Source organism: Helicobacter sp. 11S02596-1 (assembly GCF_002272825.1).
Classification (GTDB): domain Bacteria; phylum Campylobacterota; class Campylobacteria; order Campylobacterales; family Helicobacteraceae; genus Helicobacter_J.
The window spans coordinates 58,788-84,278 of sequence record NZ_MLAM01000006.1 but is presented as its reverse complement, the minus strand read 5'-3'; the positions used below and the strand labels follow the sequence as shown (position 1 = coordinate 84,278).

Here is a 25,491-nt window from a genome sequence, read left to right as displayed (position 1 = left end):
ATTATTTGGCTACAGAGTAGTATTCTTTCCAGTATTTTGTATTCCCTTGATACAAGATTTCTTCTTTGTTGGACTTGCCAGATACGACACCTATTTGTTCTTTTTCTGTATTACTGCAAGCACTGATTGCTAAACCGCCAATGGCAGCTACAGCCCCTACTTTTGTGGTTGTTTTGAGAAATTGGCGTCGAGAGTTTTTTTTGGGTTTTTCTTCCATTTTATTCCTTTAGTTTGGATTTGGACTGACCCCACAAAAAGGCTGATTCCAGCCCTTTGATGGGATCAGTTTGAAAATATGGTTTCCTCCAAATTGAGAAATCCATCTAAAATATCGTTGATACGTGTGTATAAAACACTATCATTTCTTTGTGCGATGGCTTGATAAATGGGGGTTTTTATGGGCTGGATACAGCAAAGAAACAATTCTTTGGCTAAAACAAATTCTTTTTCTTCCAAAAAACATCGCATCGCACCAAACAAAAATCCCAGATTTTCTTCGGTTTCTTTGGTAAATGCGGTATTGAGATAATGCTGGCTTTTTTTGATGATTTCCTTAGCAAGCACGAGGCTTTTGCCACCAATGCAATTTTCTTGATAATGGGAGAGGTATAGATGGATAGGTTTTTTATTTTCGCTTGAAAATGGCAGAGAAAAAAGGAGTGTAAATTCTGAAAGAAAATTTTTTATTCCATTGGTTGCGAGTTCGTTTTCAAGGATTTGAAAATTCTCTTCATCAGAGGGAAAGAGGGCGAAGTTTTTGAGGATTTGGATTTGTTTTTTTAATAAATCTTGGCGATTTTTGAGTAAGTCAAACAAAAATAGACCGCTAAAAAAATCATAATACAAAATCCTTGCTTGGATAATGGCGTCGTTGTTGTGATTTTGATGGGGGGTTTGTGCCATAGAGTCTCTTTGTTTGGTTGCGCCCTCGGTTTGGACGGGTTGGGACATCGTGATGTTTTCCTTTGCTGATGAAAAATCTACACCCTAAAAAATCTTTGGATTATTTTATCATCAAAACTCAAAAAATAATCTCACAATTAATGCTTTGTTAATATTAATGGGCTAGGTTGGGTAATTTTGATACATAGAGATTTTTATCAGCGATAAGCCATATAAAATAATACGTTTTATGCCTTTTAGGCACGCATTACACGCATCGCATTGGCTAATGCGATGAGCGCAACACCCACATCACCAAACACAGCTTCCCAAAGTGTTGCCAAACCAAAAAGCCCCAGCACGATAAATACTGCCTTGATCCCTAGGGCAAAAAAGATATTTTGCCAGATGATGGTTTTGGTTTTTTTGGCAATCTTAAATGCCTTCGCAATCGAGGTGATGGCATTATTCGTGATGATAATATCTGCACTTTCCTTACTCACATCACTTGCCCCGCCCATACTGATACCCACATCAGCACTTGCAAGCGTTGGGGCGTCATTGATACCATCGCCGACAAATGCGGTTTTGCCCGGATGGGATGTTTTGAATGCTTCAAATTTTTGGAGCTTTTCTTCCGGCAAGAGATTAGCATCATAATCGCAATGCAAAGTGGTCGCTATTTCTTTGACAGCGTGGGCATTATCCCCGCTCAAAATACGCATATGGGCGATCCCCAAGCTACGCAATTCGCTAAAGCCCTCTTTGGCATCATCTTTGATTTCATCAGAGATGATGATATGCCCGATGTAGCGTTGGTTTGCAGCGATATGCACGACCGTGCCTTTGATATGGCATTTATCGTGAGGGATATTGTATTTATGCAGGATTTTATCATTGCCAGCGATGATGAGGTCGGCGCCACATTTTGTTTTGATACCATACCCGCTGAGTTCTTCATAGTCTTTGATGTCGTGGGTATGGTGATCTTTATAGGCTTGTTTGATGGAAGTAGCGATGGGGTGATTGGAGAGGGTTTGAGAACAATTAGCGTATCTTAGCACATCTTCTTTGGAAAATCCCGCTTCAGGAATGATTTGGGTAACTTTGAATACCCCTTTGGTGAGTGTGCCGGTTTTGTCAAAGGCAATATTTTTGACTTGGGCAAGGGCTTCAAGATAGTTTGCTCCTTTAATGAGGATGCCATTTTTGCTTGCCGCACCGATACCTCCAAAATAGCCCAGCGGGATTGAGATAACAAGCGCACAGGGGCAACTCACCATCAACACCACCAGCCCCCGATAAATCCAATCCTCAAAGCTCCCTATTCCTGCCAAAGGGGGAAAAACGGCTACAAAAATGGCAATAAAAAACACGATAGGGGTGTAATATCTCGCAAATGAGGTGATGAATTTTTCGGTTCGGGATTTTTTGTTGGTGGCATTTTGGACAAGCTCGATGATTTTTGCCACAGAAGAATCTTCATAAAGTTTCTCAACCGAGATTTCTAGCACGCCATCAAGATTGATACTCCCGCCTAAAACCTTTTGCCCTGCTTGCACGCTTATGGGGATAGATTCTCCTGTGAGGGCTTTTTGATCAAGTGTGCTTTTTCCTGCCAGCACGATCCCATCAGTGGGGATTTTTTCACCGGCTTTTACAATCAAAACATCATTGATTTTTAGATTTGCAGGGGTGGTGGGGATGATGGTGTTATTTTGCTTGATATACGCAATATCTGGGGCGACATCTAATAGGGCTTTGATGGAATTTTTTGATCGGGATACAGCGAGATCTTGCAGAAACTCCCCCGTGGCAAAAAACACCATCACCGAGACAGCCTCTTCGTAAGCACCGATAAAAAATGCCGCAATGGTTGCGGTGAGCATTAAAATATTTTCATCAAAAAACTGCCCACGTTTGAAGTTGTGATACGCACCGAGAAAAACATCTTTTCCCGCATAGAAATATACGCCCAAAAGGATGGTTTGAGCGATGATATGGACTGGCTTTGAGTCAAAAAAATGCAAGGCTATGATGGAGAGAAAAAATAACGCAATCGTGCTAATGATGGGAACAAAGCTGATGGGTGCAGGGGAATCTTGGGAGGTGTTTTCTTTTTTTGTAAGCAAGATATTTGGTTCTAGTTTTTTGAGGAATGTTTGCACGCTAGCAAAATCGCTGGTTTCTAATAAAAGCGTATTGGTGCTAAAAGAGACTTGCGCACTTGTAACATAGGGGAGTTTGGCTAGTTCGCGCTCGATCTTTTCAGCACAGCTGGGGCAGTCCATATTGTGTATGTGGTATTTTTGCATAGTAACCTCAAATGATGATAAAAGATAATGAAAATTATGAAAAAATGATAACTATTATTTATGCTATTTGGTTGCAATGTAACACAAATTTTATTAAAAAAATATAAAGATATTATCCTGATAGGATAATAAAATTCTTTAACAAAATGATTAAACTTTGCGGTAGCTCAACGCTTCAAGGAGATGGTGCTTTTTGATGGTTTCAGAATTTTCTAGATCGGCGATGGTGCGGGAGAGTTTTTTGAGTTTATGCACGGAGCGTTCTGAAAATCCAAATCGGGCATTTGCTTGGGAGAGGAGGCTTTGAGCCTCTGGGTCAAGCACACAGAACGTATCGATTTCTTTTTCGCCAAGTTTGCCATTGAGATTTTTTTGCCCCCGTGAGATTTGGATTTTAAAGGCTTGGAAAACTTGTTCTTGCATTTGTTTTGATGAAACGCTTGGCTTGGCGTCTTCTTGGGTTTCATTCATCTGAATAAACAGATCGATTCTATCCATAAAGGGTTCGCTGAGGTGGTTTTTGTAGGCAGTGATTTCTTTATCAAGGCAACGACAGGTCCGATGTTTGCTAAGTAGATTCCCGCAAGGGCAGGGATTTTGTGCGCCAATAAAGAGAAATGATGTGTCGTATTCGATCTTGCTATGCACCCGTGAGACTACGAGTTTGTTGTTTTCTAGGGGTTCGCGCAGGGATTCCAAAATATCTTTTTTGAAATGGGGGAGTTCATCAAAAAACAAAATACCATTGTGTGCCAAGGCGATTTCGCCGGGCTTGGATTCTGTCTGCGTGGCTGATCCTAAAATACTGGATTTTGAAGCGCTTTGATGAGGGTTTCGGAAACTCCGTAATGGGCTATAAGCTGCTTCTTGGTTGCTAAGGGTTTGGAGTTTGACTGATTCGATCATTTCTTTGATGGTGAGCGGTGGGAGGATATAGCGCATTCGCTTGGCGATCATACTCTTGCCACAGCCAGGACTCCCCTCAAAAATGATATTATGAAACCCGCTTGCAGCGATCAAAGCAGCTCTTTTGGCGATTTCTTGCCCTTTGACTTCGGAAAAATCAAGCTCAAAAACATCGGGGTGATAGTAGCGATTATTTTGGAGTTCAAAACAAGGAAAACCCAATTCTTTGACATAAGTATCGGGAGTTGGGGATTCTTGCTTGATGATTTCTAGGGCTTCGTTGATATGATCGGCGTAGTAAAAATTGAGATTGGGTATCAGACAGAACAGATCCTTGCCCCCTCTAGGGACAATGACATTTGCCTGCTCGCATTTAAGCGCAATATCAAGGAGTAGGGGGTAGATATTGTCATTGTGCTTGATCTTGCCATCAAGCCCTAGCTCGCCAAATGCAAACCAGCCAGCAGGAGCGATGTTTTCTTTTTGTAGGGCGATTAAAATAGCGATGGGGAGATCGAAATGACTGCCGTTTTTGGGGAGATCAGAGGGCGAGAGATTGACGATGATTTTTAGGGGCGGGAATGTGAAATTATTATTTTGAAGTGCTGAATGCACCCGCTGGCGGGCTTCTTGGATCGCATTATTGACAAGCCCAGAAATCACAAATCCGGGTAAGGCACGGCTAAATGTCGCTTCGACTTCGACAATTTTTGCCGATGTGCCAAATTTGGTAGCGCATAAGATTTTATTAACCATTTTTGAATGCTCTCTTGGAGATTATTTGGATTCCTTTTGGATTCTTTTGAGTTCTTTTTCAAATTTTTTGCGTTTTAAAATGGGGAGTTTATCTACGAATAAAATCCCGTTGAGATGATCGATCTCGTGTTGGATAGCGATACTTAAAAGCCCTTGTGCTTGGAGTATTTTTTTTTCACCAAAGCGGTCTTGAAACGCAAGCGTAACGCTTTCAAATCGATCGACTTCTTCGTAAAATTCAGGCACAGACAAACAGCCCTCGTTCCATTTGAGATTCCCTTCTTTTTTGAGAAAAACGGGGTTGATGATTTCAAAAAAATTCTTTTTGGATTCAGCAATCGTTTGTGTTTGGGTGTGATTTGTTTGCGTGCGGTTTGTCTGTGTGTCGTTTTTTGGGTCATCCTCTTCAGTGGGGATTTCAATGATTAGCACCCGTTTTTGCACGCCCACTTGGATAGCAGCGAGTCCCACGCCATTTCTTGAACACATCGTCTCATACATATTATCCAAAAGGCGGTGTAAATCCTCATCAAATGCGGTAACTTCTTGGGATTTTTTTCTGAGTGTTGGGTGGGGGTATTTTAGAATCTCTAAAATAGCCATTATTCGGAGTCCTCAGGGAAAATCTTGTAATCGCTTTGTTCACTAAGAGCGATTTGCAGGGCAGAAAGTGCCGCATCTAGCGAATCTTGAGCGCTTCTTGGGGGGAGGATTTTTGCGATACCTACAGAGACATTGAGCGAAATATCCCTATCTCCCAAAAATATATTGGTTGTTTTGACAGAATTGACAAATCTTTCAGCCGCTTTGATGGTGCTTTCAATATCGGAGTATTTTAGCGCAATACCAAATATTCCATTGCCAAGATAACCGACAATATCACTCCTGCGTGAGGTTTTTAAAAGCAGTTTGGCAATGCTTTTGAGTAGGACCATTTGGGTGGATTTTTGTGTAACATTTTGTTGGATTTTTTTTGATAATGCCATCACCAAAATGCTTGAAGAATGTGTAAATTCTTCTATGAGCTTGTTTTCTTTTTCGATCAAACTCATAAAATAGCGTTTATTATAGATACCAAATCGGGAGTCATAGATGGTGTTTTTGTTGATATCTGAAATAACTTCAGCTGTTTTTTGATAAAGGTTTTTGATTTGGGATAGTTGCGATGAGGTAATGGAATTGATCTTATCAATATCTTTTACAAATAGCGTGATAGCGCTTGAAAGGGCTATTTTATTATCGATTTTTTCAATGCCAGTCATATGTTTGTTAGTAATTGCTTGCATTAGTTGTAAATTTTTGTAGAGCATTGCGATAAAATCTAGCATTTCTTTGATGTTTTTAAATCCATCTTTGACGCTTTTTTCAAAGGAAACAACGCGATCTTCATTGATAGATTGGAGATCCATAACATTTTGAATTTTTTCTTTAAATGATGTTTCTTCATTTTCAAGCAAGCGTTCAAAATAAAGCTGGTAATTTGATGGGAGCGGGGGAAGATCTTCTTCTTCGAGCTTTTTTAGCGTATTTTGAGCCATCTCGCTTGCTTTTTCGGCAATATGATCATCTAAGACATATTCGCTGGTGTCTGATCGGGGGACCTCAGGATCTAATTTTCCAAAAAAAACATTACTTCCAAAATCAGCGTTTTCTTCTTGTTTTTCCATCAGAGCCTCTTTGGTTTTATTTTAGACTTTTTTCAATAACTTTATCGATGATACCATATTCTTTAGCTTCCTTAGCACTCATAAAAAAATCCCTTTCAGTGTCTTGAGCGATTTTTTTGAGTGTTTGGGAGGTGTTTTTAGCCATAATGTCATTTAAAATGCTTTTGAGACGCAAGATTTCTTTGGCTTGGATTTCAATATCTGTGGCTTGTCCTTGCGCCCCGCCCAAAGGCTGGTGGATCATAATCCGTGAATGTGGCAAGGAATACCGCTTCCCTTTGGTCCCACAACTCAAAAGAAATGCCCCAGCTGATGCGGCTTGCCCAATGCAAATCGTGCAAATATCAGGACGGATATAATTCATCGTATCATAAATACTAAATGCACTCGTGATCACGCCACCGGGGGAATTGATATAGAGATTGATGTCTTTTTCGGGATCTTCAGCTTCCAAAAATAATAATTGGGCGACGATAGAAGAAGCGACTGCGTCGTTGATTTCCCCACTTAAAAGAATGATACGATCTTTGAGTAGCCTAGAATAAATATCATAGCTTCGCTCACCCCTGCCGGTTTTTTCGATCACATAAGGGATATAATTCATTCTTCTGCCTTAGCTTTTGGTTTTTTTGGGGCTTTTTTGGTTTCTGTTGGCTCTTTGGAAGATTCATCGGATTTGTTGCCTGCAAGCTTTTTGTCCAAAAGATGGGAGAGTATCTTATCTTCAATCATCGCCATTTTGATAGCTGGAAGCATATTGTTTTGTTTGTAGTAGTCGATGGCTTCTTTTGGGTCTTGGCGATTCATTATGGATTCGTAATAAATGGTTTGGAGCACCTCGTTGTCTTCGACATTGATGTTTTCTTGCTTGGCGAGCGCATCGACAATGAATGTTATTTTGACACTTTTTTTGGCATCTTCTCGGAAGCTTTCGCGCTTTTCTTGAGCTTTTTTGGTATCAGATTTAAGTTCCTCAAGTTCTTTTTGATCAAGCGTATTTAAGGAATTTCTAAAAAGCAGATCCATTTCTTGCTCGACAATCAATTCTGGGAGATCAAAATCAATGGCTTTATCGAGATTTTCGATCAATTTTTCCTTGAGTTCTTCATTATAGAGTTTTGTTTTGGCTTCAAGATGGAGTTGTTCTTTGATCTTTTCTTTTAGAAGTTCTACAGAGGGATTTTCTTCTTGGGGCAATAATGATTTGGCAAACGCTTCATCAATTTTTGGGTTGTCTTTGATTTGGATTTTGTTGAGCTTGACCTTGAAAACTGCGGGCTTGCCGGCGAGATTTTCTGCTTGGTAGCTTTCTGGAAAACTAACGTTGATTTCTTTTTCTTCCCCGCTTTTCATCCCAATGAGTGCTGTTTCAAATCCCGGGATAAATTGCCCGCTACCGATAGTAAGATCGAAATTTTCTGCCTTGCCACCCTCAAAGGCTTCCCCACCAACAAAGCCCTCAAAATTGATATTAGCGATGTCGTTTTCTGCAAGGATTTTGTCTGGTTTAGCTTCAATAAGCGGGGCTTTTGTTTTGGCGATTTCATCTAGTCTGTCTTCAATTTGTTTGGGTTGGATCGCTTGGAGTTTGACATCTGGAATGCACGAAGCGATATTATCGAGCTTGAAATCTGGTTTGAGACTGATTTTGATTTCTAGATCAATGAAATCATCTTTTTTGTCAAATTTTGTGATAGCAGGATCGCCAATGACATCGTGAGTCTGGATGTCTAGCTCCTTGATCGCCGATTGCAAAATCTCCTCTACGGCTTGTTTTTGGGCATCTTGTTCGATATTGGCTTGATAGCGGGATTTGATGATGTTCAAAGGCACTTTACCTTTTCGGAAGCCATCGAGTTTGATAGTTTTAGCTATCTTGCTAGCTATTTGGTTGGTTTTGTTTTCGAGGTCTTTTGCAAGCAGTTTGGCGCTCACTAACGCATTCGCAGTGTTTATTTTTTTTGTCTCTAAATCCATAGAATTCCTTAGCAAATTAAAGTATAATGTTTGTATTCTAACAAAAAATCCTTTAATAAAAAATCAAAATCCTAAGGCTATTTATGTCGCTTGAAAAACTCAAAATAAAGCTCCGCGAAAATATCAATCTTTCCCCACAATATGGGACGATAAGGAAAATTTCACCCAATATTGTTTATGCTGATGGGCTTACCCCTTCGCTTGGTGATATTGTCAAGATTGAAGGCTCTGATGAGACGGGGTGTCTTGGGATGGTAACGTTGAGCGAGGATGATCGGTTTGGTTTCACGCCATTTTCGTTTGTCGATGGCTACAAAACCGGTGATAAGGTTGTTTTGCAAAAAAAAGGCTTGGTGTTTCCTGTCGGGGAAAGCCTGCTTGGCAGGGTGCTTGACCCTTTGGGAAATCCTATCGATGAAAAAGGCGTTTTGGAAAATGTTTCTTTTACCTCTGTGATCGCCCCACCTATCAAACCAATGAAGCGTGGGATTATTGATGAGGTTTTTAGCGTGGGGGTAAAGAGTATTGATGGGCTTCTTACCTGTGGCAAGGGGCAAAAAATGGGGATTTTTGCTGGGAGTGGGGTGGGAAAATCCACGCTGATGGGGATGATCGTAAAAGGATGTCTTGCCCCAGTGAAGGTGATTGCTTTGATCGGGGAGCGGGGTAGAGAAGTGCCTGAATTTATCCAAAAAAACCTCAATGGCGACCTCAAAGACACCGTTTTGATTGTCGCAACGAGCGATGATTCGGCTTTGATGCGAAAATACGGGGCATTTTGTGCGATGGCAGTGGCAGAATATTTTAAAAATCAAGGCAGGGATGTGTTGTTTATGATGGATTCAGTTAGCCGTTTTGCGATGGCACAAAGAGAAATCGGTCTTGCACTCGGAGAGCCTCCCACAAGCAAGGGTTATCCCCCATCCGTGCTTGCTTTATTGCCCCAGTTGATGGAGAGAGCGGGCAAAGAGGAGGGCAAAGGCTCTATCACGGCGTTTTTCACGATTTTGGTCGAGGGTGATGATCTTTCTGACCCTATCGCTGATCAGGCCAGAAGTATCTTAGATGGGCATATTGTCTTGAGTAGAGAACTCACTGATTATGGGATTTTCCCCCCGATAAATATATTAAATTCTGCTTCACGTATCGCTACAGAGATTATTGATGAGAAGCACAAAGAAGCAGCGAGAAAATTTCGGCGCTTGTATGCGTTGCTAAAAGAAAATGAAATCTTGATTCGTATCGGGTCTTACCAGCAGGGATTTGATACCGAACTCGATGAGGCAATCGAGAAAAAAAGCCTGATGGAAGATTTTATCACCCAAGATAAAAACGAGCATATCCCCTATCAAGAGAGTATAGAAAAGTTAATAAATATGATGTAAAATTCATTTCTTGATACCTTAACCTTTTTGAAAGAAATTTATTTGTAGATTTCGCCAAACAAAACACTACAAACAACCAAACAATTATCCGTTTTGTTTGAAAATTAATTGTTTTATGTAGGAGATAAAATGCAAGAACGAATCTATTTAGATAATAATGCAACAACAATGGTCGATCCGAAAGTCAAAGCCTTGATGGATCCATATTTTTGCGAATATTACGGGAATCCAAATTCATTACACAAATTTGGCACAGAGGTGCATCCAGGGATTGCTGATGCTTTTGATAAGCTTTATGCGGGTATCAATGCACGCAACGAAGACGATATTATCGTAACTTCTTGTGCGACTGAGAGCAATAACTGGGTGCTAAAAGGTGTATATTTTGACACCATCGCTCAGGGCAAAAAAAATCACATCATCACCACAGAGGTCGAACACCCTGCAGTGGGGGCGACGTGCAAGTTTTTGGAAACGCTTGGTGTTGAAGTTACGTATTTGCCTATCAACCAATTTGGGACGATTTCTGCTGAGCAAGTCAGGGAAGCCATCACCCCACAGACAGCTTTGGTTAGCATTATGTGGGCAAATAATGAGACCGGATTGATATTCCCTATCGAAGAAATCGGAGCGATTTGCAAGGAATTTGGCGTGCTTTTTCATACCGATGCGGTCCAAGCCATTGGCAAAATCCCTGTGGATGTGGTGAAAGCCAATGTGGATTTTTTGTCTTTTTCAGCTCACAAATTTCACGGACCTAAGGGTGTTGGCGGGCTTTATATCCGCTCAGGTGTCCCGCTGACGCCATTGCTACACGGCGGGGAACATATGCGTGGGCGGCGTAGTGGCACGCTCAATGTCCCTTATATCATCGGGATGGGAGAGGCGATGCGATTAGCAAACGAATATCTTGACTATGAAAGCGAAGTCGTCGCACGCTTGCGAAACAAGCTTGAAGATGCGTTGCTTGAAATCGATGATGTTTTTGTCGTGGGCGATCGCTCCCATCGTGTCCCCAATACGACACTTATTAGTGTGCGGGGTATCGAGGGAGAAGCGATGCTTTGGGATTTGAATAAAGCTGGCATTGCTGCTTCTACTGGGAGTGCGTGTGCGAGCGAAGATCTCGAAGCCAATCCGGTGATGGTAGCCATCGGGGCAGACAAAGAACTCGCCCATACGGCTATCAGGCTTTCTTTGAGCCGTTTTAATACTGATGAAGAGATTGATTATACGATTGAAATTTTTAGAAAAGCGATCCAGAGATTGAGGAATATTTCAAGCTCTTATGGGGCTTAATAAGCATATAAATAATAGCTATTTAAAAAAGGAAGAACAATGGCAAAGAATGATTTGATCGGAGGCGCATTGTGGGATGCGTATTCAAAAAAAGTTAGTGAAAGGATGGATAACCCGACGCATTTGGGTGTCCTCACAGAAGATGATGCCAAAGCCAAAAATGCCAAGCTCATTGTTGCAGATTATGGTGCGGAGGCTTGCGGGGATGCCGTGAGGCTGTATTGGCTTGTGGATAAAAATGACGTGATTGTTGATGCGAGATTCAAAAGCTTTGGCTGTGGGACGGCGATTGCGAGTTCGGATATGATGGTGGAGCTTTGTTTGGGCAAAACCGTGCAAGAGGCGGTTAAGATTACCAATCTTGATGTCGAACACGCCTTGCGAGATGACCCCGATACTCCAGCGGTGCCAGGACAAAAAATGCACTGCTCGGTGATGGCATATGATGTTATCAAAAAAGCTGCGGGGCTTTATTTGGGCAAGGACGCGCAGGATTTTGAAAATGAGATTATCGTGTGTGAGTGCGCGCGCGTAAGTCTTAGCACGATTCGAGAGGTCATCAAGCTCAATGACCTAAAAAGTGTTGAAGAGATCACCAACTATACCAAGGCAGGCGCTTTTTGCAAAAGCTGTGTGAAGCCCGGTGGGCACGAAGAAAGAGAGCATTATCTTTATGACATTCTCGCAGAGGTGCGAGCGGAGATGGAGACAGAAAAACTCAAGCAAAATATTCAAAAATCTGATAGTGGCAAGCTTGCATTCAAAGAAATGACGATGGTGCAAAAGGTCAAAGCTGTGGATAAAACCATCGATGACACCGTCAGACCGATGTTGATGATGGATGGCGGGAATATGGAGATTATCGACATCAAGGACACCAGCGATGGGCATATCGATGTATATATCCGCTATATGGGTGCTTGCAATGGCTGTGCGAGTGCAGCGACGGGGACACTTTTTGCTATTGAGAGTGTTTTGCAGGAAAATCTTGATAAAAGCATTCGGGTTATGCCGATTTAGCGTTGGAAACTAGCTTTTTTATTTAAATTTTATTTTTCAATGCAAATTTTTAAGATTTTTTTGGCGATTTGTTGGAGGATTAAATCATATTTTTCTTCTTCGCCGCATATCGTGTGATTTCAAAATTGCGGGCAAAGTGGCTAGAATAACCCATCGCAAACCCCAAAGGATTTTAAAGGATTGGAATGATTTTTAGTTCTTATGTCTTTATTTTTGCATTTTTACCTATCGTGCTTATGGGATTTTGGTCGCTCAATGTATTCAAAAAACATTCATTAGCAAAATTATTTTTGACTATTTCAAGTATATTTTTCTATGGTTTTTGGAATGTCAATTATATATTTTTGCTAGGTTTTTCGATTATTTTTAATTTTATCATCGGGCAAAAAATCATCGCCTATCGCCTCAAATCTGCGGGGGGGGGGGCATTATCAGCTAAAATATACTTTCTGATAGGCATTGTTTTCAACCTTGGCATTCTGGGATTTTTCAAATATAGCGATTTTTTTATCACAAATCTCAACGATGTTTTTGGCTCACATATCGGATTGCTCCATATCCTCTTGCCTCTTGGTATTTCATTTATCACATTTCAAAAAATCGCTTTTTTGACAGATTGTTATCGTGGCTTTGTGCGGGAAATAAAAATCAGCGATTTTTGCTTATTTGTTTGCTTTTTTCCTCAACTCATCGCAGGGCCTATCGTCCATCATAAAGAAATCATCACCCAATTTAGCCAAAATGCTTTTAGGCACTTTAAAACCGAAATTTTTAGCCTCGGGGTTTATATATTTTTCATCGGTTTGTTTAAAAAATCTTTTTTGGCAGATAGTTTTGCCGTATGGGCAAATGCGGGATTTTCCGCAGTCCATCATCAAGATACGTTAAATGTTTTGGAAGCTTGGGTTACAATGCTTTCTTATACAATGCAAATTTATTTTGACTTTAGCGGGTATTGCGATATGGCGATTGGCTTGGCATTGATGTTTGGTATCTCGCTCCCTATCAACTTCAATTCACCTTATCGCGCGCTCAATATCAAGGAATTTTGGCAATGCTGGCACATCACGCTTTCAAGGTTTCTCAAAGACTATCTTTATATCCCTATGGGCGGGAACAAAAAGCTTTTTGGTATCAGGCGTGATAGTATCATTTGCGGTGGGGTCAATAGCCTGATTGTCTTTGTGCTTGGCGGGCTTTGGCACGGGGCGGCGTGGGGCTTTGTGGTGTGGGGGTTGTTGCACGGGTTGGCAAATATCATTCACCGCATTTATGCCTATTTTACGAAAGATTATGATTTTAGGCAAAATATTTTTTACAAAGCTTTTTGTTGGTTGCTTCTTTTTGGTTTTATCAATATCACGTGGGTGTTTTTCCGTGCTGAAAATCTTAGCGATGCCACAAGGCTACTAAGCGCTCTTTTTAGCTCCAATATCCCGATTCCTGCCTCCATTATTAAGTTTTTTCACTTGCCTTTGAACCCAGAAGCAGCCCAGCTTTTCCCGCATTTTAATGTCGCTCCAATGCTTTTTGCCCTCGTGATGTTCTTTGCTCTGGCTTTTTTTATCATCGCATTACCCAAAAATTCAATGCACTATTTTGTTTCCAAATCCTTCCCTTTTCGTGCGCGCAATGCTGTTTTATTGGGCGTTGCTTGTTGTTTGGGTTTGTTGATGATCTCACCCCATCAAGCATTTATTTATTTTAATTTTTAAGGGTTGTGATGAAAAAAAGGCGTTTTTTTGTCTTGGCAAGTGGCGTGGCGATGGCGCTATATGCAGGGCTTTTGCTCTATGCGCTTACTGGCAAATGGGGCTATGATGTGTCTGAAGTCCTAAGGAAGTTCGTTTTGGATGCAACTGCTAGCCCCGAGGCTTATGATGTGCTTGCTATTGGGGATTCTGTGGTAAAAAGTTCTTTTATTCCCAAGGATTTTGCTTCTCAAACCAATCGAACCGCTATCAATCTAGCTATCACGGCAAATGGTCCTATAATTGGCTATTATGTGTTAAAAAAATATCTTGATAGTGGCAAAAAACCCGCTTTGATAATCATCTCTTACCAACAAGGTTATTTATTTCAAGAGGCAAAACCTAATGTTTTGATTGATAATGTTTATGGATTTTATCTTTTAAATCAAACAGATTTTAATGAAATATTGCAAAATGCCAAAAAGTTTAATCGCTGTTATGAGATTGCTGGGCTTCCTTGTGATTCGATGTTTTTGCCTTATGTTTATGTAAGCCATATGTTGAACTTGAAAAACTATATGCCTGAAATATTAAAAAGTTTTTTTATTTATGGTTTTTGGACAAATTATAAAAATTATAAAAAAGCTAAAAACACTTTAGGAATCGAGTATGTAGGGGGCAGGAACAATGACAAAATCAATATGGAAGCATTTTTATCCACTAGAAGCAAAGATGATCTAACCGAATTTTATTTTCAATCCATCGTCAAGCTCGCCCAACAAAATGGTATCAAAGTCGCTATCTATCTAATGCCAATGAAAGCCTACTCACTCCAGACACTAAGCGAAAAAAACAAGCAAGATTTTGATATGGTTATCCAAGATCTCAAAAAATCCGCTCCAAAAAAAGATGACTTGTTTATATTAAACGATTTTGAAGCGATGGATGATAGCTATTTTGGCGATGAAATCCACCCCAACGAAAAAGGCGCACAACACATCACGCAAGATATTATCCGCAGGGTGCAAAAAATGGTGTTTGATTCATTTTAATTCGATTTATTTATTTTTTTATTCGGTTTTCATTATGCGGACTCGATTCAGTTTTTAAACTGAATCTGAAGACCGCTTCCACCGATTGAATCGGTGTTTGCTCCTAAAGCAACCATCTCACACCCAGCCAGAGGCTGTGCGTTCAAGATAGGTTTCCACTTATGTGTTTCACTTGATTCACGCCGTGAATCTGAAGACTACTCCACAAGATGTGAAATCTTGCTTCGTTCCTAAAGTTATTAGGTTATTCTGAAGCTTCGCCAAGCTCGCTTCATCATCAACCTAGTTTCTAAGATTTAGATTTAAAGACACCAAAAAATCCCGAATTATCTTCAAACCAAGCCTACTACACCTTGACATCTCACCCGCTAAGGGAGCGGGTAATCTCTAATTTTATTTCCCAAATAAAAGTTACTTTTTCGGACAAATTAGTTCGCTTCACCAATGGGAAATACGATGCGAGCAAACTGCTCATTTAGCACCTGAGCCATTGCGAGATAGAAGGCACTCCCACCACACACGATACCAATCCAACCAGCAACAACAATAGTGCCTTGACTGCCTGTGATATTACCAACCGCTAGAAGCGCAAACAATACAACCAGAGTTAAAAATACAAATTGTAACATTTTGGCCCCTTTGAGTGTGGCAAAAAACATCAATAAGCTAAATATCCCCCACAAAGCTAAAAAAACACCCAAAAATTGCGGATTGACCGCCTCGCTCAAGCCCATCTTTGGCATTAGCAAAATAGCCACCAACACCAGCCAAAAAGTCCCATAAGACATAAATGCCGTCAGCCCAAAGGTATTGCCCTTTTTGTATTCAAGCAAGCCGGCGCAAAATTGTGCGATACCCCCATAGAAGATTCCCATAGCAAGGATAATGCCATCAAGGGCAAAAAGCCCTATGTTATGGAGATTTAGCAAAATTGTTGTCATTCCAAAACCCATCAACCCCAAAGGTGCAGGGTTAGCTAATTTTATATCATTCATCACAACTCCTTACGTCAATATTTTTTATTCGTTCGATGGCCTATCGCAAGAATATACTAAGATACTAACACAAGAATTGGTGTATTTTTGCTTTTAGCGTGGTTGATTCTGAATATTTTGTTACTATAATTCTCAATTTATAATATATTGTTGAAGATTAGTAACATTATTTTGAACTCGGTTTAATTTTTCAGAGAAAAAATTAAACCTGAAGACCACTCCGCAAGATATGAAATCTTGCTCCATTCCTAAAGTTACCATCTCATATTTAAGCTTGCCTTGAATATTGGAGATAGGTTTTATAGGTTCGGAAATCTTATCTGCTAGCAAACCCAAGCCCACTACGCTTTCACCTGCCCACCCATTGATAAATCCCCGCTTTTTTCTCAAAGCTCTCTGCCCGCCATCAAATTTATTCCAAAATTCGGGCAGACTCTGTGTTCTCATATCAAGTCTCTTTAGAGTATAAAATACTATCTGCTGTATTTATGGGCTTTTTGAGGTCCGACAAAGGGCATTGTAGCCCTTGTTTTTAGTGATGGAGATCAGTCCCTTTTGTCTCTTTTCCAAAAGGAATCAAAACAATGATGACAAAAGCAACAACAACGATGATTATCGACATTACCACGGCATAATTGTTCCCCATAGACTCGGCTGTTTTTGTTTGTATCAACGCATTCGCCGAGGCGATAACATTGCCAAGCTGGTAGATCAACCCTGGTAGTGTGGAGCGGGTATGTGAGGGCACATTTTCATTCAGGTAAGTTGGGATAACGCCCCACGCCCCTTGCACCATAATCTGCATTATGCAAGCCCCGATAGTCAATGCCAATACCGTATCGCCATATGCCCATAAATACGTAGCGGGGATGACTAAAATACAAGCGATTGAAATCGCTTTTTTGCGCCCAATTTTTTCTGACAAACTCCCAAAGAAAATGCCACCAAAAATCGCTGCGATGTTGTAAGCGATGGCAATATTTCCAATCGTTCGGACATCAAAATGTTTTTGCTCTTTCAAAAAAGTCGGGTATAAATCCTGTGATCCGTGACTCAAAAAGTTGAATGCTATCATCAATATAACCAAGTAAATAACGAGTTTGTAGTGTGTTTTGATACTCGCTAGAAAATCAAATTTCTTGTTTTTGGCATTGTTAGCTTTCCAGATGGGGGATTCTTCTACAAAGAAATAAATATAAGGGATCAGTAAAATCGGGATTGCCCCTATCATAAACATCCCTCGCCAGCCCAAATATTGGAAAAAATACCCATACACAACGCCAGCTATAAGATAGCCAAAAGGGTAGCCAGCCTGAAAAAGTCCCGACATAAAGCCTCTAGCCCTATCAGGGATGGTCTCCATCGCCAATGATGAAGAAACTCCCCAAACCCCACCCATCGCAATCCCATACAATGCCCGAAGTATGAAGAAAATGGTAAGATTTGGTGTAAAACCACTCAAGATTTCAATGACAGAAAATACCAAGATATTCATCATCAAAACAGGCTTTCTGCCGTGAATTTCTGCATATTTGCCAAACAAATATGCTCCCAAAGGTCGGCAAACCAATGTCAAAACTAGCGCATAACTCACGAGCGAAATCTCGGCATTAAAGTCCTCTGCGATGTGGCTTAAGACAAATACTAAGATGAAATAATCAAACGCATCGAGTGTCCAAGCGCCAAAACAAGATGATGCAGTAAAAAATTGTTTTCTATTCCAACCAAACATAATAAATCTCCTTTAGAATTTAGATTATTTAGCTAATAGACTTATATAGTAATATAAAAAATCTAAAAATCAAGCAATATTTTTTATTTTTTTTAATTCCGCCAAACAAGGGGATTTTTGAATATTTTGTGAATAAATATTGAATTAATTATGAATATTTATTGTATTAAAGTAAAACTTTAATTTTTATTTTGGTGATTATAATCAAATTTTTTGCTAGAAATCATTAAAATTATTTTTAAGCTAATTTTAATTTATTAAGTGAAATTATATTCAGGCAACCCAATAAAAAGGAAAAAAAATGAAAAAAATTACAACCTTACAAGAAAAAAGTTTCTGTTTTGCCCCTTCGCAATATTCCCCACGACTCCTTGATGTGCGTTTGGATGAAAAAATCGTTACCGAGTTTTTAAAAGCGATGGCAATCTATCCGGTCCAAGCACTTGAGTATAAGTCTTTTTTGCGATTCCGTGCTGGTCAAATCCTCAATGATTTGTGCGAACAAAAACTCAAGCAAGCCATCCAAGACTGCCTTTCAGATAGACAAACGGGTGCGTTATTGGTCCATCCTCAAGGCATCAACAAAGCCGAGCAAGCCGATGATATGGTCAAAATCGCCACAGCATTTGTCCATTTGGTAGGGAGATCAAATTTTGATTCGATGAGTGGGCAGTTTTATGCTCGATGGGCAGTTGTGAATACAGATAATTCTGATAGCTATTTGCGGAAGCCCCACAAGCCCCTTGAACTCCACAATGATGGGACTTATGTTGATGAAGTAACGGATTATGTGCTAATGTATAAAATCGATGAGCAAAATATGGTTGGGGGCAATTCTACCCTCTTACATTTGGATGACTGGGAAGATTTGAAACATTTTTTCAACCACCCTTTGGCAAAAAGAGCGATGAAATGGCAATCCCCGCCGAGCAAAAATGTCCCCAAAACGATTTTCCATCCGGTGTTTGAAACCGATTCTTCAGGAAATCCCGTAATGCTTTATATCGATCAATTTGTCCAGCCAAAAGATTATGAAGAGGGAATTTATTTAGCCGATATGGGCGATAGTCTTGAAAATAGTCGTGCAAAACTTTCTTTTCCTGTCCCGATTGGGAGCTTTTTGTTGATTAATAATCTTTTTTGGCTTCACGGCAGAGATAAATTTGAGCCTCATCCCCAGCTACGCCGAGAGCTAATGCGCCAAAGAGGGTATTTCAATTTCACTTCCAACCCTTTCAAGCCCGGTGCTAGAGGTTAGAGGGATCGATGATGTATGATTTTATTATTATCGGCGGGGGTATCATCGGGGTTTCTACAGCGATGCAACTTTTAGAAAAGTATCCCGGCTTAAAGGTGGGGCTATTAGAAAAAGAAGATGCCCTTGCCAAGCACCAGAGCGGGCATAATAGCGGGGTTATCCACGCAGGAGTTTATTACACGCCCGGAAGTCTCAAAGCCCAATTTTGCTTTGAGGGCAATCGCCTCATCAAAGAATTTTGCACCCAAAATCAAATCAAATTTGATGTCTGTGGCAAAATCCTTGTCGCTACTACCGAGCTTGAAATGCAACGTATGAAAGCCCTGTGGGAAAGGACAGAAGCCAACGGGTTAGAAAGGTATTGGTTAGATGAAAAAGCATTGAAAGAAAAAGAGCCCAAAATCACAGGGCTTGGGGGTATATTTTTCCCCGCTAGCGGGATTACCGATTATGCTGAGGTAACCCGTGCGATGGCAAAGATTTTTCAAGATAGAGGAGGGAAAATCTTCTACAAAAGTGAAGTTGTTAAAATCACAGAAAATACTTCAGGTATCACGATTTGCACGCCATCTGAAACGTTTGAAACCAAGTATATGATTTCTTGTGCGGGGCTGTATTCTGATAAAATCGTCTCGATGATAGGGGCAAAAAGAGATTTTGTCATCTGCCCGTTTCGGGGCGAATATTACCAGCTTGGCAGTTCTCGTAACGACATCGTGAAGCATTTGATCTACCCGATACCTGAGCCGGGTGTGCCATTTTTGGGGGTGCATTTGACACGAATGATAAATGGGAGTGTAACGGTCGGTCCCAACGCGGTTTTGGCACTCAAGCGTGAAGGGTATGAAAAAACAGATATTAGTTTGAAAGATTTGTTTGAAATGCTTACGCATAAAGGGGTTTTGAAAGTTATTCAAAAAAATTTTAAAACCGGCGTGAAAGAAATGAAAAATTCCCTGTTTAAAAAAGGGTATTTGCATTTGGTGCAAAAATATTGTCCGGAGTTACAAATTCAAGATTTATTCCCCTATCCTGCGGGTGTGAGAGCGCAAGCTGTGAGCGATACGGGGGAATTGATTGAGGATTTTTTGTTTGTTTGCACGCAGCGGAGTATTAATGTTTGCAATGCCCCATCGCCCGCAGCAACATCAAGTATCCCTATCGGTAGGCATATTTTAAAAAAGGCAGAAGAAATGCTTGGAAATAATCCCTGATTTGATGGGCTGCAATAGGGGGCGGTGCTAGGCAAGAAAATATCTTGTTTAAAGTGAATTTATTTTTTCTTGTGAAGTGGCGAACTTGCATTCTTTAAGTGGTTTATTGGGAAAAATGGTTTAAAATGCAAACCCAATACAAAATAATGAGGAGTTTGCAATGTTTCACGAGTATCGAGAGGAAATTTCACAGCTGAAAATCAAAAATGCGCATTTTGAAAAAATCTTTGCAGAACACAATGAGCTTGATCAAAAAATCATCAATGCTGAAAAGGGTATCGAACCAGCTACGGATTTGGAGATTGAGCAGATGAAAAAAATGAAACTCAAACTCAAAGATGAAGTATATGCGATGATTATGGAATATCGTAAAAATAATCAATAACTTTTAAGGCGGGGCTTCAAGCCCACCTTATATGCACATTTTATCTTACAAATTTAGCAAAAATCCTAAAAATATTTTAATACAAATTCTTTTTCAATGCTATAAAGTTCATAGCGGATATGCTTGAAGTTTTCACTCTCCCCAAAAAGTTTCAAATCTTCCCACTTGAGGTATTCTTCCAATACTCTTGCGCTTTCTTGCGCTCGTTTGAAATTCGCACACACGATTTGATGGATACCATTGCGTTGGGTTTCTGATAAAGTAGTTTTTTTGAGGACATCGGTGATTGTATTGCGACTATCCAGAAGAGAAATGCTGTGATTTAAAATCGCTTTGTGCCTCAAGTCTTTGAGCCTAGAAGCGATGTCTTTGTCATTTTGAAGATATCTGGCGGTATCCTCAATGACACGGATACCCTCTTTGAGGCGATTGAGATTAGCGTCCAAAATCCTTTGGACGCTAGGAATGTTATTCGTCTTTGCCACCAAAAAGACCGATGAGTTGCAATATAGAGATAAAGATGTTTAAAAAATCCAAATACAAGCCAACGGCTGCATCAACCGGGCTGTCGTATAATCCACGAACCATATTTTGCGTATCATAAGCCACATAGAGACTAAATAATATCGCACAGCCTCCGGCAATCACGGCTTGGAAGATAGGAGAACCCAAAAAGATATTTACCAACGAACAAACCACAACCACAATCAAGGCGATAAAAAGCATTTTCCCCATATTTGCCAAATCGGATTTGGTTTTGAGGGCAAAAATACTCATAATCCCAAAAATAATCGTTGTCATCCCGAGTGCCTGCCAGATCGCCCCGACACCAGATTTTGCTATCACAAATCCCAGCAAAGGAACGAGCGTAACCCCAGATAATGAAGCAAAAATAAACAACATCGCAACATTTAAGCCGGGCTTGCTTTTTGAAAACATCAGCCCAAAAAATGCAACGATCTCAGCGATGAAAAACACCCAGCGATACGCAACAACCGCTTCAAAATACTGAAAACCTATCAATGCCCCAATGGCTGCGAGCAACAAACTGCCGGCAAAAAATTTGTAAGTTGTTTTTACAAAATTCACCAATGCGGTTTCGCTCAATGCACTCCCATAACTTTGGGCTTTTTCGTTTATATAATTTCTATCATATAATCCCATCTCAACCCCTTTTTAAAGATTTTAGAGGGAAACTATACACTTTTTGTGTCAAGAAATTGTAAATCCAATCGGTGGCTTTTTATCCAACCTTTGAGATAAAATAACACGATGATTTTCATAATCTCTCAAAAGACAAGGATGAGCTATGCCAACATTAAAAATCGCCATCAATGGTTTTGGAAGACTCGGACGGAGTATTGCACGGGTGATTGCTAGTCGTGATGATGTAGAGCTTGTAGGTATCAATGACACAAGCGATTGGGAGATACTCGCCTATTTGCTTGAGCACGACAGCACCCATCGGCGTTTCCCAAAGCCTATCGCTTATGAAGATGGGGAGCTTTTTATCGATGGCAAAAAGGTCAAGACATTTTCTTGTCTCCAGCCAGCCGAGCTTGATTTTTCACGCTGTGGGGCGGATGTGGTTATCGAGTCTTCAGGGAAATTTCTCACCCAAAAAGAAGTCGCTCACCATATCCAAAAAGGTATCAAAAAAGTCATCATCTCCGCACCAAGCAATGATGAGGAAACCCCGACATTTGTTTTGGGTGTCAATGAACACCAATATAGGGGGCAAAATATCGTATCCAACGCATCTTGCACGACCAATTGCCTCGCCCCTATCTGCGATGTGATCGATAAAAATTTTGGCATAGAATCAGGCATTTTGACAACGATTCACAGCTATACCAATGACCAAAGCCTGCTGGATTCTGCCCATAAGACCGACAAGAGGCGATCACGAGCTGCTGCGCAAAATATCATCCCCACCACAACAGGAGCAGCCAAATCCGTCAGTAGGGTCTTGCCCCATCTATTAGGCAAGCTCCAAGGGCATAGCTTGCGTGTGCCAGTTATCGATGTTTCGATGGTTGATTTGAGCTTGCAACTTAGCCAAAATGTCTCTACGCAAGCTATCAACGAAGCCCTTGAAGTTGCCGCTACTTCTGGTCTCAAAGGCATTTTGGGTATCGATGAAAAATTCGGCGTAAGCACCGATTTTTTGGGCGATCCACGAAGCAGTATCATCGCAAAGGATCTGACCTTTAGTCTTGGGAAGATGGCAAAAATTATGGCGTGGTATGACAATGAATGGGGGTATTCCAATCGTATCATCGATTTAGCGGTGTTTGTATCGAAATAAAGGAGGTTTTTTATGAAAACCCGTTTTGGAAGTAACTAAAAAAATCTTGGAGGCAAAGCAAATCCCGCTCAATCCCAACGAAATCTATTTTATTGCCAAGGAGATGGGGCTTGCAAGTCAGCTCCCTTTTAATGGCAAAACACCTTGGCTTAGCTTTGGAGCTGCCATCTATACTGATTTAAAACACAATGCCCAAAATTCGTGCTTTGAAGTCGTTCAAAGAAAGCCCAAAATGCTTATCCAGCTCAAAGGGAGCATAGCAAAATCACAAAATCAAACCCAAAAAATCCCAGAGGAGAGTGAAAAAAAGAAATCTCTCGATAAATTTTATGAGCGGGATTTGCACCCGCTGTTGGTGAAGTTTCTTGATGGGGAGGTGTTTGACTGCTATGCCAAGACCATCTATCACGAAAGTAGCCAAAAGTCCCAAAAAGGAACGGATAAATGGCTGTATCCCGATGTCGTGGCGGTGAATTTTGAATATGCAAATTATGAGAATGAAATTCAAGAGTTTATGGGTAAATTTGATAAATTATCCATCAAGCTGTATTCATTTGAGATCAAAATTGAATTAAAGGTTTCTAATTTTAGAGAATATTATTTTCAAGCTTTGAGTAATTCGAGCTGGGCAAATGAAGGCTATTTGGTGGCATTAAAGATGGATAAAGAAAATGAGCTTTTAGAGCTTATCAAAAAGGCAAACAACTCTTTTGGCATCGGGTTGATTCTCTTGAATGCAGAAAATATTTATGAGAGTGAGATCATTGCAAGGGCGCGTTTTCGGGAGTTGCCAGATTATTCGGTGATGAATGAACTCAGCAATAAAAATAAAAATTTTAAAAATTTCTTGAATGCGGTGAAAGATTTCAAAATGGATAATAAAAATCGATTCAAGGATGAATTTGATAAGGTTTTAGATGATGAGGCGTTTGAAAACTATCTCATCGATAAAAAAATCAAATCCTCTTAAGCAGGCGGGTTATATCTGGCTTTCAGGAAATATCTTGGAGAGAAAATTAATCATCCTCACAAACAGCGTCGTATCAGGGGAGTGTTTTTTATAAAATAACTCACCATCTTCGATACCCTCCCAAACGACCTTATGATTTTTTAGCACCAAATGCCAAGAATTTTGCATATCAATTTGCATTAATTTTTTGGTTTCTTTGGCGAACTCCTTATTCCCAAATACAGCCACAACTTCGGTGTTGATGGATTCAGAACGGGGGTCAAGGTTGAAGCTTCCTACCCAGGTAATCTCCTCATCAAATACGATGGTTTTGCTGTGCAATGACGCCCCAGAGCTTAGTTTCCCACGGATCTTGACCTTGCCGGCATTGCGCCGATATTCATACACATTTGCCCCCATTTTTACCAAATCATCACGATACCTCTCCCACGCAGCATAAACGACTAGTGCATCGGTTGAGGACAAAGAATTGGTCAAAATGCTAATATCAATCCCCCTATTGATGGCATTTTGGAGATGTTCCATCCCTTTTTTGCCCGGAACAAAATACGCCGAAGATATGTCAATGGACTCCGTTGTTTTTTCCCAAATTTTCTTCAAAGCCTGTGTTAAAGGGCTGGCTAAATGATCTTCTATTTTTTCAGGAAGATCGGCAATCAATTTGGCTTCCCCCCAATAAACCATATTGCGCTTGTTTTTGTAATCAGAAATAAAACCCTCAATCGCTTGCTTGTAGATTTCCCAATCTTGCGGGCTTCCCTCAATCTTAGCGATGATTTTGGGGTAATTTTTGAGGTATTTTTTCATCTTGGATTTTGAGGGGAGTAAAGAAACAGGGATGGAACGATGAAAATTCCAATATTTTTCAAAACTTTCTCTGGCTTCTTTGGCAATCTTGCCTAAGAAAAAAACATCGGTATCAGAAAAATTTACATTGAGATTATTATCAAAATAATTATCTGCGATGTTCCTACCACCGATAATGAGTGCCACATCATCAACGAGAAAAATCTTGTTGTGCATACGCCGATTGATACGGCTAAAATCATAAATCATTTCAAAATATCGAAAAAGATGGATTCTATTTTTGTAGGGGTTGAAGATTTTCACATCGATATTAGGGTGATTATCTAGGGCGATGACATCAGAGAAATCAGAATCCAATCCATTATCATCAACTAAGATTTGGATTTTCACCCCCCGATTCGCAGCCTCCCACAGCTCGTGCATTAGCACCCGTGAGGCAATGTCGTTTTTATAAATATATGTCTGGATTTGGATACTTTTTTGTGCCATTCTTGCTAGGCTAGCGCGGTGCAAGAGGGCATAAGAACCATCTTTGATAAGCATTGCACCACTTTTTTGCGGCAAACCCTCTAGCTCTTTGGCATAAACTTTGCCGATTTCAGTATCTAAGGCGTCAAAATCTTGTATCTCTACAGACTGGGGGAGTTTTTCTTTTGGGATGTTTTTTGTAGAAGCGATGATGGATGAACACCCACTCAACACAAAAAATAGTCCAAAAAGAATCACAGCGATATTGGTTTCTGTCAGCATTCCTTACCTATAATCCTGCCTATAAAATATCAACTCTATCTGATGGCTTTTTAATTAACCACAACAGGCTGGTTGCATTGTTTTTGGGCGGTTATTTTAAGCAAAACAAACCTGTTTTAAAA

The 25,491-nt window shown here is 40.3% G+C and carries 24 protein-coding genes; 10 read left to right on the top strand and 14 right to left on the bottom strand.

The features are described 5' to 3' along the window. Nucleotide 1 precedes the first annotated feature (1 nt). The 8 genes from BJI48_RS04960 to tig all read right to left on the bottom strand — a co-directional run bounded on the left by BJI48_RS04960 (nucleotide 2) and on the right by tig (nucleotide 8,503). Entirely contained in the window at nucleotides 2–217 is a 216-nt protein-coding gene (locus BJI48_RS04960; RefSeq protein ID WP_095332545.1) for a twin-arginine translocation signal domain-containing protein, read from the bottom strand. A gap of 65 nt (nucleotides 218–282) precedes the next feature. Beyond that, complete coding sequence (locus BJI48_RS04955; RefSeq protein ID WP_095332543.1) at nucleotides 283–951, bottom strand: hypothetical protein; 669 nt, start codon at nucleotides 949–951, stop codon at nucleotides 283–285. Between the two features lie 188 nt (nucleotides 952–1,139). Next, nucleotides 1,140–3,197: a heavy metal translocating P-type ATPase gene (locus tag BJI48_RS04950; RefSeq protein WP_095332541.1), complete on the bottom strand. Its 2,058-nt coding sequence runs from the start codon at nucleotides 3,195–3,197 to the stop codon at nucleotides 1,140–1,142. 150 nt (nucleotides 3,198–3,347) lie between these two features. Further along, complete coding sequence (locus BJI48_RS04945; protein WP_095332539.1) at nucleotides 3,348–4,859, bottom strand: YifB family Mg chelatase-like AAA ATPase; 1,512 nt, start codon at nucleotides 4,857–4,859, stop codon at nucleotides 3,348–3,350. A gap of 21 nt (nucleotides 4,860–4,880) precedes the next feature. After that, complete coding sequence (def, locus tag BJI48_RS04940) at nucleotides 4,881–5,462, bottom strand: peptide deformylase (protein ID WP_095332537.1); 582 nt, start codon at nucleotides 5,460–5,462, stop codon at nucleotides 4,881–4,883. After that, nucleotides 5,462–6,526 (bottom strand): diguanylate cyclase, encoded by a 1,065-nt coding sequence (locus BJI48_RS04935; protein WP_095332535.1) that lies wholly within the window; start codon nucleotides 6,524–6,526, stop codon nucleotides 5,462–5,464. Before BJI48_RS04935 ends, def begins: the two co-directional genes overlap by 1 nt. Before the next feature lie 16 nt (nucleotides 6,527–6,542). Next, nucleotides 6,543–7,130: an ATP-dependent Clp endopeptidase proteolytic subunit ClpP gene (gene clpP / locus BJI48_RS04930; RefSeq protein WP_095332533.1), complete on the bottom strand. Its 588-nt coding sequence runs from the start codon at nucleotides 7,128–7,130 to the stop codon at nucleotides 6,543–6,545. Further along, nucleotides 7,127–8,503, bottom strand: coding sequence for a trigger factor (tig, locus tag BJI48_RS04925; protein WP_095332531.1), 1,377 nt, complete (start codon nucleotides 8,501–8,503; stop codon nucleotides 7,127–7,129). The genes clpP and tig overlap by 4 nt, the downstream gene beginning before the upstream one ends. A gap of 83 nt (nucleotides 8,504–8,586) precedes the next feature. Here tig and fliI point away from each other — a divergent pair, with 83 nt between their 5' ends. The 5 genes from fliI to BJI48_RS04900 all read left to right on the top strand — a co-directional run bounded on the left by fliI (nucleotide 8,587) and on the right by BJI48_RS04900 (nucleotide 14,950). Then, on the top strand, nucleotides 8,587–9,888 hold the full coding sequence (fliI, locus tag BJI48_RS04920; RefSeq protein ID WP_095332529.1) for a flagellar protein export ATPase FliI: 1,302 nt from the start codon (nucleotides 8,587–8,589) through the stop codon (nucleotides 9,886–9,888). A gap of 129 nt (nucleotides 9,889–10,017) precedes the next feature. Continuing rightward, on the top strand, nucleotides 10,018–11,187 hold the full coding sequence (locus BJI48_RS04915; protein WP_095332527.1) for a NifS family cysteine desulfurase: 1,170 nt from the start codon (nucleotides 10,018–10,020) through the stop codon (nucleotides 11,185–11,187). Nucleotides 11,188–11,226: 39 nt separating this feature from the next. Continuing rightward, nucleotides 11,227–12,207 (top strand): iron-sulfur cluster assembly scaffold protein, encoded by a 981-nt coding sequence (locus BJI48_RS04910; protein WP_095332525.1) that lies wholly within the window; start codon nucleotides 11,227–11,229, stop codon nucleotides 12,205–12,207. Nucleotides 12,208–12,392: 185 nt separating this feature from the next. After that, nucleotides 12,393–13,922 (top strand): MBOAT family O-acyltransferase, encoded by a 1,530-nt coding sequence (locus BJI48_RS04905; RefSeq protein WP_095332523.1) that lies wholly within the window; start codon nucleotides 12,393–12,395, stop codon nucleotides 13,920–13,922. An 8-nt stretch (nucleotides 13,923–13,930) separates the two neighbouring features. Next, nucleotides 13,931–14,950: a hypothetical protein gene (locus tag BJI48_RS04900; protein WP_095332521.1), complete on the top strand. Its 1,020-nt coding sequence runs from the start codon at nucleotides 13,931–13,933 to the stop codon at nucleotides 14,948–14,950. A gap of 428 nt (nucleotides 14,951–15,378) precedes the next feature. Here BJI48_RS04900 and satP read toward each other — a convergent pair whose 3' ends face one another. The 3 genes from satP to BJI48_RS04885 form a co-directional block, all read right to left on the bottom strand. Next, complete coding sequence (satP, locus tag BJI48_RS04895) at nucleotides 15,379–15,945, bottom strand: acetate uptake transporter (RefSeq protein WP_095332519.1); 567 nt, start codon at nucleotides 15,943–15,945, stop codon at nucleotides 15,379–15,381. A 132-nt stretch (nucleotides 15,946–16,077) separates the two neighbouring features. Further along, nucleotides 16,078–16,392 (bottom strand): hypothetical protein, encoded by a 315-nt coding sequence (locus tag BJI48_RS04890; protein WP_095332517.1) that lies wholly within the window; start codon nucleotides 16,390–16,392, stop codon nucleotides 16,078–16,080. Between the two features lie 85 nt (nucleotides 16,393–16,477). Continuing rightward, entirely contained in the window at nucleotides 16,478–17,677 is a 1,200-nt protein-coding gene (locus BJI48_RS04885; protein WP_095332515.1) for an MFS transporter, read from the bottom strand. 301 nt (nucleotides 17,678–17,978) lie between these two features. On the opposite strand from BJI48_RS04885, the gene glaH reads away from it, so the two are divergent. The 3 genes from glaH (at nucleotide 17,979) to BJI48_RS04870 (ending at nucleotide 20,534) form a co-directional block, all read left to right on the top strand. Beyond that, complete coding sequence (gene glaH, locus BJI48_RS04880; RefSeq protein ID WP_095332513.1) at nucleotides 17,979–18,935, top strand: glutarate dioxygenase GlaH; 957 nt, start codon at nucleotides 17,979–17,981, stop codon at nucleotides 18,933–18,935. A gap of 11 nt (nucleotides 18,936–18,946) precedes the next feature. Beyond that, nucleotides 18,947–20,149: an L-2-hydroxyglutarate oxidase gene (gene lhgO / locus BJI48_RS04875; protein WP_095332511.1), complete on the top strand. Its 1,203-nt coding sequence runs from the start codon at nucleotides 18,947–18,949 to the stop codon at nucleotides 20,147–20,149. A gap of 160 nt (nucleotides 20,150–20,309) precedes the next feature. After that, nucleotides 20,310–20,534, top strand: coding sequence for a YdcH family protein (locus BJI48_RS04870; RefSeq protein WP_095332509.1), 225 nt, complete (start codon nucleotides 20,310–20,312; stop codon nucleotides 20,532–20,534). Between the two features lie 65 nt (nucleotides 20,535–20,599). Here the strand turns inward: BJI48_RS04870 and BJI48_RS04865 are convergent, their stop codons facing one another. Then, the gene (locus BJI48_RS04865) at nucleotides 20,600–21,019 is read right to left on the bottom strand and encodes a thiamine-phosphate pyrophosphorylase (RefSeq protein WP_257874398.1); all 420 of its coding nucleotides are present in this window, start codon (nucleotides 21,017–21,019) and stop codon (nucleotides 20,600–20,602) included. Beyond that, entirely contained in the window at nucleotides 21,003–21,698 is a 696-nt protein-coding gene (locus tag BJI48_RS04860) for a Bax inhibitor-1/YccA family protein (protein ID WP_095332507.1), read from the bottom strand. The genes BJI48_RS04865 and BJI48_RS04860 overlap by 17 nt, the downstream gene beginning before the upstream one ends. Nucleotides 21,699–21,843: 145 nt before the next feature. On the opposite strand from BJI48_RS04860, the gene gap reads away from it, so the two are divergent. Both gap and BJI48_RS04850 read left to right on the top strand, forming a co-directional pair. Further along, nucleotides 21,844–22,842 carry a type I glyceraldehyde-3-phosphate dehydrogenase gene (gene gap / locus BJI48_RS04855; protein WP_095332505.1) on the top strand — a complete coding sequence of 333 codons (999 nt, stop codon included), beginning with the start codon at nucleotides 21,844–21,846 and terminating at the stop codon, nucleotides 22,840–22,842. 25 nt (nucleotides 22,843–22,867) lie between these two features. Continuing rightward, entirely contained in the window at nucleotides 22,868–23,812 is a 945-nt protein-coding gene (locus BJI48_RS04850; RefSeq protein ID WP_095332503.1) for an HTH domain-containing protein, read from the top strand. 9 nt (nucleotides 23,813–23,821) lie between these two features. On the opposite strand, the gene BJI48_RS04845 is transcribed toward BJI48_RS04850, so the two are convergent. Then, a complete protein-coding gene (locus BJI48_RS04845; RefSeq protein WP_095332501.1) occupies nucleotides 23,822–25,369 on the bottom strand; it encodes a phospholipase D family protein in 1,548 nt (515 codons plus the stop codon). Nucleotides 25,370–25,491: the final 122 nt, after the last annotated feature.

What these genes read in the sequence shown, in the direction of transcription:
- BJI48_RS04960 (WP_095332545.1), bottom strand. Translation starts at nt 217, where the DNA reads ATGGAAGAAAAACCCAAAAAAAACTCTCGACGCCAATTTCTCAAAACA.
- BJI48_RS04955 (WP_095332543.1), bottom strand. Translation starts at nt 951, where the DNA reads ATGTCCCAACCCGTCCAAACCGAGGGCGCAACCAAACAAAGAGACTCT.
- BJI48_RS04950 (WP_095332541.1), bottom strand. Translation starts at nt 3,197, where the DNA reads ATGCAAAAATACCACATACACAATATGGACTGCCCCAGCTGTGCTGAA.
- BJI48_RS04945 (WP_095332539.1), bottom strand. Translation starts at nt 4,859, where the DNA reads ATGGTTAATAAAATCTTATGCGCTACCAAATTTGGCACATCGGCAAAA.
- def (WP_095332537.1), bottom strand. Translation starts at nt 5,462, where the DNA reads ATGGCTATTTTAGAGATTCTAAAATACCCCCACCCAACACTCAGAAAA.
- BJI48_RS04935 (WP_095332535.1), bottom strand. Translation starts at nt 6,526, where the DNA reads ATGGAAAAACAAGAAGAAAACGCTGATTTTGGAAGTAATGTTTTTTTT.
- clpP (WP_095332533.1), bottom strand. Translation starts at nt 7,130, where the DNA reads ATGAATTATATCCCTTATGTGATCGAAAAAACCGGCAGGGGTGAGCGA.
- tig (WP_095332531.1), bottom strand. Translation starts at nt 8,503, where the DNA reads ATGGATTTAGAGACAAAAAAAATAAACACTGCGAATGCGTTAGTGAGC.
- fliI (WP_095332529.1), top strand. Translation starts at nt 8,587, where the DNA reads ATGTCGCTTGAAAAACTCAAAATAAAGCTCCGCGAAAATATCAATCTT.
- BJI48_RS04915 (WP_095332527.1), top strand. Translation starts at nt 10,018, where the DNA reads ATGCAAGAACGAATCTATTTAGATAATAATGCAACAACAATGGTCGAT.
- BJI48_RS04910 (WP_095332525.1), top strand. Translation starts at nt 11,227, where the DNA reads ATGGCAAAGAATGATTTGATCGGAGGCGCATTGTGGGATGCGTATTCA.
- BJI48_RS04905 (WP_095332523.1), top strand. Translation starts at nt 12,393, where the DNA reads ATGATTTTTAGTTCTTATGTCTTTATTTTTGCATTTTTACCTATCGTG.
- BJI48_RS04900 (WP_095332521.1), top strand. Translation starts at nt 13,931, where the DNA reads ATGAAAAAAAGGCGTTTTTTTGTCTTGGCAAGTGGCGTGGCGATGGCG.
- satP (WP_095332519.1), bottom strand. Translation starts at nt 15,945, where the DNA reads ATGAATGATATAAAATTAGCTAACCCTGCACCTTTGGGGTTGATGGGT.
- BJI48_RS04890 (WP_095332517.1), bottom strand. Translation starts at nt 16,392, where the DNA reads ATGAGAACACAGAGTCTGCCCGAATTTTGGAATAAATTTGATGGCGGG.
- BJI48_RS04885 (WP_095332515.1), bottom strand. Translation starts at nt 17,677, where the DNA reads ATGTTTGGTTGGAATAGAAAACAATTTTTTACTGCATCATCTTGTTTT.
- glaH (WP_095332513.1), top strand. Translation starts at nt 17,979, where the DNA reads ATGAAAAAAATTACAACCTTACAAGAAAAAAGTTTCTGTTTTGCCCCT.
- lhgO (WP_095332511.1), top strand. Translation starts at nt 18,947, where the DNA reads ATGTATGATTTTATTATTATCGGCGGGGGTATCATCGGGGTTTCTACA.
- BJI48_RS04870 (WP_095332509.1), top strand. Translation starts at nt 20,310, where the DNA reads ATGTTTCACGAGTATCGAGAGGAAATTTCACAGCTGAAAATCAAAAAT.
- BJI48_RS04860 (WP_095332507.1), bottom strand. Translation starts at nt 21,698, where the DNA reads ATGGGATTATATGATAGAAATTATATAAACGAAAAAGCCCAAAGTTAT.
- gap (WP_095332505.1), top strand. Translation starts at nt 21,844, where the DNA reads ATGCCAACATTAAAAATCGCCATCAATGGTTTTGGAAGACTCGGACGG.
- BJI48_RS04845 (WP_095332501.1), bottom strand. Translation starts at nt 25,369, where the DNA reads ATGCTGACAGAAACCAATATCGCTGTGATTCTTTTTGGACTATTTTTT.